Below are 8,785 nucleotides of genomic sequence, written 5' to 3'. Positions count from 1 at the left end.
TCAAGGATCGGCGGTTCCCCCAATTTGCTGCGCAAATCGGCTCCCCCACCGCCCGCTAACGCGGCCGCTTCGCGGTCCCTGACAGCCGGCGCCGGTGCCCATGCCGGGTGTCTCCCGTCACCAACGAGAAGGAGAACCGGATGCACATCAAATTGTTTAGAGCACTGAAAGCGGCTAATCTGTCCGACGACGCCGCAGCGGAAGTTGTAGAGGCTATTGAGGAGTATATCGCCGTGAAGGTTCAGGAGGCGAACAAGGGAATCGAAAGCAAGCTGACGGCACAAACTTGGGTCATCGGCAGCGTCGGTTTCGTCCTCGCAGTCATCGGCCTCGCGCCCGCTTTCATCAAACTGTTCCAGTAAGACAAAGGGAGGCTTCGGCCTCCCTTTTTTTGCCGAACCGCCTGATTGTCAGGAGACGCAAATTGACCGACTTCGCACAAGCACGGCTCGATATGTTCGAGAGCGGTTTATTCGGCCAGGGCAATGCTTTCTGGCGCTGGATCGCCACGGACGAGGCGCGGCCCTATCTGACCGCTTTCGCCGTCGATCGCGCGCCACCCAGCGGAAGCGAGTTTTTCGCGGCCGATCTTAGCGCCGAGGATCTACTTGATTCCGAACACCTGGCCGAGCTGGCCCAGAAGATCGAAGCGGCTCACGGCTAGCGCCGTGCGCGCCGGGGTTATTTGCGAGTAGCTGTGCGCTGTTGCTCCGCCACGTCGCGGATCATAGCTGCCCAGCATCCCAAGATCATGCCCTCTTCATTATCGACTTCGCTTGTGGCGACCGCATAGATACCCAGCAAGTTTGCAACCTCGCTCGCCTCGACAATGCCTTGGCGCGCAAGCAGCGTGGCAAACATCGAGAGTGCTCCCCCCATTGCCCGCACCAGCGGCGCATCTTGTAGCAGTCGGTCAAATTCGCGGGGCGGGTTACTGGACATAGATTGTTCCGATCAAATTAAGCGACTGCCTTTCAGGACTTATCGCGGGAAGTGCTATCCGCTGCCAATAATTCGACAACCGATAATCCGAAAACATCGGCAAGGCTCTCCAAGGTAGCAAGCGTTGGATTACCATGTCCGCGCACCATGTATGAAATATGTGACGCCGCAACGCCCGAGCGTTCGGACAACTCCCCTTGAGTTATGCCTAGTTTCTTTAGTTCGCGAGCGATGTTGGCCCCTAGCTGGGCCATCAACGGCGATGTTCGTTTCAGGTATATGGTTGGCATCGTGTTCGCGTCCTTCTGGCTAGGCGCAGAATGTCGGCACGGGCAGCATGGCGCAATAGGGTTGCTCTAGAAGCTATCTGCGCCATGGCTTTCGCGCCTAGCGCAGATGGTATGCTTTGCGCGCCCGTGGTGGCGTCGTTCGCTCGACGTTCGTTCTTCCAGGGACCGGGGTAGCGAGTGGAGCGCCTGCAAGAGCTCACGCCTGCTTCCCACGCCATATTCATAGCGGGTGGGAATGCTTAACAGGTTCTTCAACATACGTCACATAAAAGCCGCGAACCATACGATGGTCCTGCATTCTTTCCCCAAGGGAGAAGCCGTTCAATTTACGGGGTGTTGGCTGAAATATATCCAGCCCGCGATCCAGAACCATTTTCCATCCAGTGTCGGTGGTGATGTCACGGGCATGCAGCGTTCCGCTTCCATCAAAGGCCCAGGTGAATTCAATGCCCGTTCCCGTGCAGGCCTCTGCGATCCCGTCGAGACATTCCCGCTGCTCCTGAATGTTTCCTTCGTCCGCTATGGTGACGAGATGCACCGCAACCTGATCCTCCGGCGGCTTGCGCCGAATCAGCATTTCGATGAGTTCCATTACGTTCCGTGCCTGATGGAACTTGCGGATATAAGGATCTGTGATGATGATCCTTTTGGCACCATCCGTCCAAGGGCCGAAAATCTTGTCGAAACTGATACCTTTGCGGTTCTCGGCGAAGACAATATGCCCAGGCTTCGGATCAATCGCCGAGGAAGCGTTGCTTCCTCGCGGTTCAGAACTAGCGCGCATCTCGGCCGGCTGAGCGTCAGTCGGTGCGTTATCCGTCTGTTCCCTAATTGATTCATCCTGGCCCACAGATCGCTGGTGATAGAATTGAGGAAATTCTTCTTCCTCTAGCGTCGTGACGCTTCGCTTTGAGCCATCCCGAGAAATGTAATGGAAATTGGCTGTCTCGAAAGTACTGTCGATCCGCAACAGCTGGTCTTTCACGCGCTTGCGGCATTCGATAGCGAATCGCAGGAGTTCTTCGACTTCCGCTTCCGTCTCGCCACCATTCGGGAAAATCAGCTTAAGAAGCCCCGACATAGTCTTATTGATCGCCGCACGGTCCCGGATATGAGTCTGAACAGGGACAGTGAAGAACTGATCAGGCCGGTGCGAGAAGTCCTCGGCGCGTAAATGACGCAGGATTTCCGCGAGATAGTCGACGATGAAACCGTAGCCAGATGTGAACATCTCACCCCGAATGATGCCCACCTCCCACCCGGGCAAATAGGCATGCAATCGATCGATAAACGCGCTGTCATGGAACTGCGGCGGCAGCGCTTCGAACAGATCAGTATTCTTCAGCATCCATGGGACGTTGTGGTCGGTGTTGCCCACGAATGCGAAGCTCGCCTCCGCCCCCATAGGATTGACCCCGCGGGAAAACTGCTTGTTCGCCATGTAATTTTTCATGATGTCGACAAGCGCTTTGTTGGCGGTTTTCTCGCGCCCCGCAAACTCGTCAAACGCCACAACATCCCAATAACCGACTAGCCCGATCCTTCCGTTGGAGTTGTTCACAAAGAGCTTGGGAACCGTGACCTCACCACCCGAGATCAGCTGACCATGGGGAGAAAATTCGGAATAGATATGCGATTTGCCTGTACCCTTAGGGCCAAGCTCAATAAGGTTGTAATTGCGTTCGACGAAGGGGATCAGACGCAGCAATTGCAATAGTTTCGACCTGCGCCCGAACAGCGATGGATCGAACCCGATACTTTGCATAAGTAGATCGATCCATTCGTCAGTTGTAAATTTATCACGTGTTACGCGATAACCTTCATAGTCGACACGGGCGATCTGGATCGGCTTTAGCGTATCGATGATCCAGGGCGAAATTCGGTTATCTTCCGAAAATTCGTACTGCACATCGGCGATACACCAGATGCCCGTTACAAGCAGCTTCGGGTGCGCCTTGACCGTGGCGCCGTCGATCGCAACCCGTTTGATCCCGAGGTTTTCGAAGACCGCCTCATAGGCATCGGTCTTTTCGTTCAGCGCCACACTGACCTGATCGATGACCTTGTAGCGGCCGCGCTCCTTGATCGTCGATTGGACCAGCCCCGATTCGGAACGATGAACGTAGTGCTTGCGCAGGATGTCCTTGACCGTCTCGATGCCTGTAGCAATCGAGGCTTCGTCGTCGGTCGCGCAATATTGGCCGAGCAGGTATTCGAGCACATAGGTGGGGACAATGGCGTTCCCCTTCACGGCCTTCACCAGGTCCTTGCGGACTACGAAACCGGCAAAATGCTCGTTGATCTTGTCATCAAGGGTCGACATTGGCACCTCAGAAATCGAAATCTGTGCTGATCCCGCGTTTCAGCAACAGCGGCTGCGATGCGTGATCTTCAAAATGGCTGGTCTTACCGATGCGCGTACGCAGCTTCAGGAAGACTGTCTGATTGTTATAGGCGTCTGACGCCTTGGACAGCAGGAAGCTCCGCGATAGCTCACGCTCGCGCGGGTTCTCAGACGCGAAATCAAATTCCAGCTCGGCTTCGTCAGAGATGAGCGTTCCATCGTCGGCAAAGATCGCAGCATGCACCTGCCGGGGCTGCTGCTTGTCGGTAACTGGCTCTGCCTGATAGAATGTGACCTGGATCTGGCCCGTGGTGATCTGGGCACGGGGTGGCGGAATGATCTGCACCGACACCTGTCCGACATCCTCCTTGCGCTGCTTGCCCACACGCAGGACCGGCAGGACGATCTCCTGCAGGCTCGCCCCGCCATGGACAAAGCGGCTGCCTGATCCTTTCACGCGCAGGCGGTTGATCGAGTTCGGGATCAGGATGTCCTGATCACCGCCCAGCCCAAGCTGCGCGGCTGTGAACTTCTTCATGCCGCCACTGCTGCTGAGGCCCTGTCCGATCACATAGCGCCGGTTGCGCGTAACGATGTCGCCTTTCGGCTCGCTCAGCGCAAAACCGCTCTCTTCCAACGTCTTGTGTTGCCACAGGAAGCCGTGGTCGGCGGTGATCAGGATGTTCGAGAAATTGGCCGAGGTCAGCTTGCGCACCAGCTTCACGAGATCTTCGATGGCGGTCTCTGCCGCGGCGGGAACATTCTCCTCGGTGGCAAGCTTGTCGCCGATCGCGTCAATCTGATTGTGGTAGAGATAGAGGATGTCATGGTCGCGAAAGAGGTCTTTGCCCTCCGAAGAGCCAAGGTTCATGAAATCCTTCGCCGCCAGAACCTTCACCCGGTCTCCAGCCCTGCCAGCAGCCAGCGCCTTTTCACGGGCGGCGGCGCCCATGGTGCTCTCGCCATCCAGAAGCACCAGATCATTGTCATCACGTATCGCCAGTTGCCGGTGCGGCAAGAGCGCCGCCATTCCGAGCTGGGTATAGCTGGGCAAGCCCCCGATCATCGGCTTCAGATCGGCATCAAACCGGTTGAGCTTGCGGATCTCGCGCAGCGCCTCTTCGGCCACCTCAAAGCGCAGCGCGTCCGAGATGATGACCACGACCTTCTGGTCCTTGCGCCTGAACTCAGCGGCCTGTTCGCGGTAGAAATCCATCTGACGCGGAAAGCCCGGAATCGCCCAGTCCGTCAGGCGAGCAACCTGATCCTGCCAGGCATCGTTCAGCTTCAGCACGAAATTCGTCGTGTAGCGGTTCTCGACCGCCTCATAGAGCGCGGATAGCAGTCCCGACTGCCCGCTTTTCTGCATGTGATAGATGAACTTGCGATAGAGCTGGTCCAACCGGAACCAGCTTGCTGAATAGCGCGTCACGCCATCAGACATGCTGGTCATGGTAAGATCAGCCTCGGCCAGCGCCTGCTGGAACTCGGTCGCATAGCCGATGGCCTGATAGACATCAGCGTAACGGCCATACCAGTGGCTCTGGCGGCGATCGCGAACCCATTTCAGCACATCTGTCGCCGGCAGGCTCTGCTGGGCCAGCCCCTCAACGATGGCGACGACGATCCGCCGGTCCACTTCCTCGAAATGGTCATGCGGGATCAGGACGCGGAAATCGCGTGAGGCCAGATCATCCCTGATCTTCAGCACATCCTGATAGTCGCCCGACAGCTTCTCGAACGCTTCACCCCACCGACGCGAAGCGCTCCAGCGGCGGAACATCAGCGCGGCATCGGTATTCAGGGACGCAGCCTCTCCCATGGCCCGCGCCCAGGCGCTGGAAAACAGCGTGATGGCAAAATCCTGAAAATCCGGGGTATCCGGCGAATAGCCATAGCGCGCCGAAACTTCCTTCCAGAAGAACTCTGCCAGCCCGACCCGATCCACCAGCTTCAGCGCGTCATCACGGTCTTCAGCGAGTTCGGCCAGCAACGCCTCGATCACCGTATCAAGATCGCCATCCGCACCGGCGCAGACCGCCAGCATCTTGCGGCGGACATCGTTGGAGCTTTGTGACGGGCGCTCGCGCTCGATTGTGCGTAGCGCTTCCAGCCGCTTGCCGGAACGGTAGAATTCGGCGTGGTCGCGCACGGCGGCTTCATACTTCGCCGGGATGCCCAAATCCGCCACCCAGATCGCCGCCTGATCGGCGCGGAAGACCGCGCTGGCCAGTTGCACATCCAACAACCAGTTCTCAGGCATCGGCGGCTCAGGGCCGTCCTTGTAGAGCAGAAACCGCGCCTTAGGCTCCTGCCGAAGCATGCGGTATTTCAGGCCGAATTCGTTGTTGGCGATCTCCACCTTGGTCACGCCGGGCAGGTCCACCGCGTCGAACGCCGCTCGCAGATCGCATGCGGGGTCATACCAGAAGACGATGCGGTGGCCGTGATCCTCATAAAGCCGCGTCAGGCCAGCGGTGATGCGATCAGTCATCCGCAGCCTCCAGCCCCTTGATCGGCTTCAGCGCACCGGCGAACAGCGGATAGTTGCGCTTCACCCCGTCATCCAGATCGATAGCGATCTTCTGCTGTGCCATCGGATAGACGACTTCGCGTTCCCATTCGGTCAGCTCGGCGATCTGCTTGATGACCGTAGCCATTTCCTTTTGCGCCTTTGTCTGCTGGGCGGGCGTAGCCGCAGGATCGACAGCCAGCTTTTCCAGTCGAGCGCGCTCGACTTCCAGCTTATGGATGAACTCGCGCACATATTGGTTCAGCACGACCGAGACGGTGTCGGGCCGGTAGCGGTGCATATAGATTAGCGCGTTGAAGCTGCCCTTGGGGCTGGAGAACATCCAGTAGATCGGGCGCTTCTTGTAGCGACGCACGTGATAATCGAAGAAATCCTTCGTGAACCAGCGGCGCAGATCCTTGCCGAGCGCCTTCTCAATGAAGGCGAGGTTTTCGCGGAACTTCGCCTCGCCAAAGGTGACGCGCAGGAAATCGCGGGCCCGGATGACAATGTCATCTGCGAACCAGTCAGCGTCCAGCACCGGGATGACATTGTCACGATCGGGCGCGAAGCTGGGTTTCGGCTCGCGAGCCAGATACTCTTCGATCCCCTCGCCCTGATTGGCGAGGATCAGGCCCGGCTCGTCAAGGCTGTAGCGCCCGAACATGCAGCCCACGGTATAGTGGAGGAATTCTTCCACCGTGCGCGCGCGCAACCCGGCCTCACGCTCATGGTCCGTCTTTGCTGACTTGAGCGAATAGGTTGGGTTGCAGGTAAGCGTGATTTCCTCGGTCGGCACCTCGGGGGTTAGCTCGTCCTGCAGCCGATAACCGTCGATGAAGATGCGGTTGTTCTCTTCCTCCAGCCGCTGCATTTCATCTGTCATGCCCTGCCAATGTGCGCGGAGATTAGCGTAGCTAGCCGCCAGCGTCTCTTCCCGGTGATCGGGTGACAGCAGCGGAAGCGTGGTGAAATCCCAAGAAGTTTCGTAGGCGTCCCAATCTGCTTTGGCGAGTTCTACCAAATCGTCCACAAGGTGCGAAACAGACACTCCATCATAGCCTTCGAAAACGGGGAGGAGCTTCATGCTACCCGGACCAAAATCTTTGGCGGCCACTACTCGCAGCAAGGGTGGAACGACTTTGGAGTGCAGAAAACCTAATGTGAAATCTAGTGCGCGTTTATTGTCGCCAAAAAACATTGAATTCTTCTGGTCGAAGACGTGACCTTGCGACACTCGTCGCACCGATAACCTGCTTGCGATAGTGTTGTAGGCCAAACCGTCTCGGAAGTAGTATTGCTCATTCCTGACAGTCGCGCTTCTATGAGCCTTGATCTCTAAGCCGCCGGATGACCAATCGAGAATAAACTCGTGGTTCCCATACCATTTTCTAAAATCACTACCCTTTACGTACGGAACCCACTTTCCAAACCAACATGATTTTGTTTCGAGTGTCACGCCGAAGTCAATCGCGTCGCGATTAACTTCGGACCAAGAGCGAATAAAACGTGGGTTATCACCCGTTTGGAGGCCGGTAAATGCTTCGGCATACTCTTTCAGAGGTGTCCCTTTTGCATAGGCCTCCCGAGTGTGATCCGAGACGAAATACGCAACCACGTTTCGAGGCAGACGAGCGAAGTCAGCCCCCCGCGCGCGATGTTCCCCGTGCTTGCGTCGAAGCATGGATGCCTTCTCATCGGAAGTTTGACCCTCAGTCAGATCGAAAAATTGAGCTTCTCGATTGGGGTCGCCATTCTTTTGAGATACAAAGCATGCGACCTGAACAACTTCGCCCTTAATTTCGTCGAAAGCGCGAGGGCCCAGATGGGCTAACTGCAGGAATGGCGCGGTGTTTAACAATCGAACACGCATTTCAGTATAGTCATCGCCGAACAGCCAGCTGTCCATTGCGATCATTGCATAAATACCATGCTTCCGTGACAGCCTGCTCAAGCGGTCAATGAACGCTGAATAGAGGTCGGAGAAGCAATCTGAAAACTCTTCAACCAGGAAAGATTGCAGTTGGCCGTTTAGATCACCCTTTTTCTTATAGGGCGGATTGGCCACGACCACATGATACTTAGACGACAATGCCTCGGCCATGCGCAGCAAGGCCACAACGCGCTTCTGTACCTCTTTCAACAGCAGGTCGGAGCCGAAATTCCGTGCCTCTACCACCCGCAGCGTCTCGGCCGGATCGCGAAGTGTCGGCACGATCAGCGAGCCTAACCTCTCTTATTCACGACGCTCGGTTTCAGGCCCGCTCTGGGCATTTGCTGCCGCTGGCGGTGTTGCGCGGACGACCGGCATCGCTGGCGTTTGTTTCACCGCGATCGGATTGATGGGCTTTTCGGGTTGAAGGGCTGGGCTCGGAGTTCTGCGGCGCTGCCGCATGGGCTACGTCGGCGCAGGCTTGAGCCGAAGAACGAGGGCGCGGAACAGGTCGGCATCCGGACAGGCCGAAGCGAAGGCAATGCGGATGCGGCTAGCACTTTCTACGACGCGCGCAGCGACCTTGAGCAGCCGCAGGCGCAAGGTTGTAAACTCGGCGCTTGCCAGAGCAGTGGTCCTGGGCATCACCTGCTGGATGCGCCATAGCAGCCAGTAGGCGGCAGTGTGCAGGATCAGGCGCATCTGATTGGCATTGGCCGAGCGGCACGAGGTGCGATCACTGGCCAGCTGGGCCTTGTGCCGCT

Annotated in this window: 8 protein-coding genes; 2 read left to right on the top strand and 6 right to left on the bottom strand. The window is 57.3% G+C overall.

What is annotated here, in order from left to right; all coding sequences use genetic code 11:
• The first annotated feature begins 140 nt into the window (after window positions 1-140).
• Window positions 141-362, top strand: a complete 222-nt coding sequence (locus LH128_RS01740) for a hypothetical protein (protein WP_004213291.1) — start codon at window positions 141-143, stop codon at window positions 360-362.
• A gap of 62 nt (window positions 363-424) precedes the next feature.
• On the top strand, window positions 425-664 hold the full coding sequence (locus LH128_RS01735; RefSeq protein WP_008827849.1) for a hypothetical protein: 240 nt from the start codon (window positions 425-427) through the stop codon (window positions 662-664).
• Window positions 665-681: 17 nt separating this feature from the next.
• Here LH128_RS01735 and LH128_RS01730 read toward each other — a convergent pair whose 3' ends face one another.
• The 6 genes from LH128_RS01730 to LH128_RS01710 all read right to left on the bottom strand — a co-directional run.
• Window positions 682-942 (bottom strand): hypothetical protein, encoded by a 261-nt coding sequence (locus tag LH128_RS01730; RefSeq protein ID WP_228223103.1) that lies wholly within the window; start codon window positions 940-942, stop codon window positions 682-684.
• A gap of 32 nt (window positions 943-974) precedes the next feature.
• Window positions 975-1,232, bottom strand: coding sequence for a helix-turn-helix domain-containing protein (locus LH128_RS31760; protein ID WP_008827847.1), 258 nt, complete (start codon window positions 1,230-1,232; stop codon window positions 975-977).
• A gap of 220 nt (window positions 1,233-1,452) precedes the next feature.
• The gene (gene brxL, locus LH128_RS01725; RefSeq protein ID WP_008827846.1) at window positions 1,453-3,555 is read right to left on the bottom strand and encodes a BREX system Lon protease-like protein BrxL; all 2,103 of its coding nucleotides are present in this window, start codon (window positions 3,553-3,555) and stop codon (window positions 1,453-1,455) included.
• Between the two features lie 7 nt (window positions 3,556-3,562).
• Window positions 3,563-6,070 carry a BREX-1 system phosphatase PglZ type A gene (pglZ, locus tag LH128_RS01720; protein WP_008827845.1) on the bottom strand — a complete coding sequence of 836 codons (2,508 nt, stop codon included), beginning with the start codon at window positions 6,068-6,070 and terminating at the stop codon, window positions 3,563-3,565.
• The gene (gene pglX, locus LH128_RS32980; RefSeq protein WP_327195018.1) at window positions 6,063-8,303 is read right to left on the bottom strand and encodes a BREX-1 system adenine-specific DNA-methyltransferase PglX; all 2,241 of its coding nucleotides are present in this window, start codon (window positions 8,301-8,303) and stop codon (window positions 6,063-6,065) included. Before pglX ends, pglZ begins: the two co-directional genes overlap by 8 nt.
• 183 nt (window positions 8,304-8,486) lie before the next feature.
• A partial coding sequence (locus LH128_RS01710; RefSeq protein WP_008827843.1) for an IS1380 family transposase occupies window positions 8,487-8,785 on the bottom strand: 299 nt, incomplete at its 5' end.

The organism is Sphingomonas sp. LH128 (assembly GCF_000293195.2).
In the GTDB taxonomy this organism is placed as follows: domain Bacteria; phylum Pseudomonadota; class Alphaproteobacteria; order Sphingomonadales; family Sphingomonadaceae; genus Novosphingobium; species Novosphingobium resinovorum_A.
Note: the sequence above shows the minus strand (reverse complement) of the source record. Positions and strands in the feature narration are given on the sequence as shown.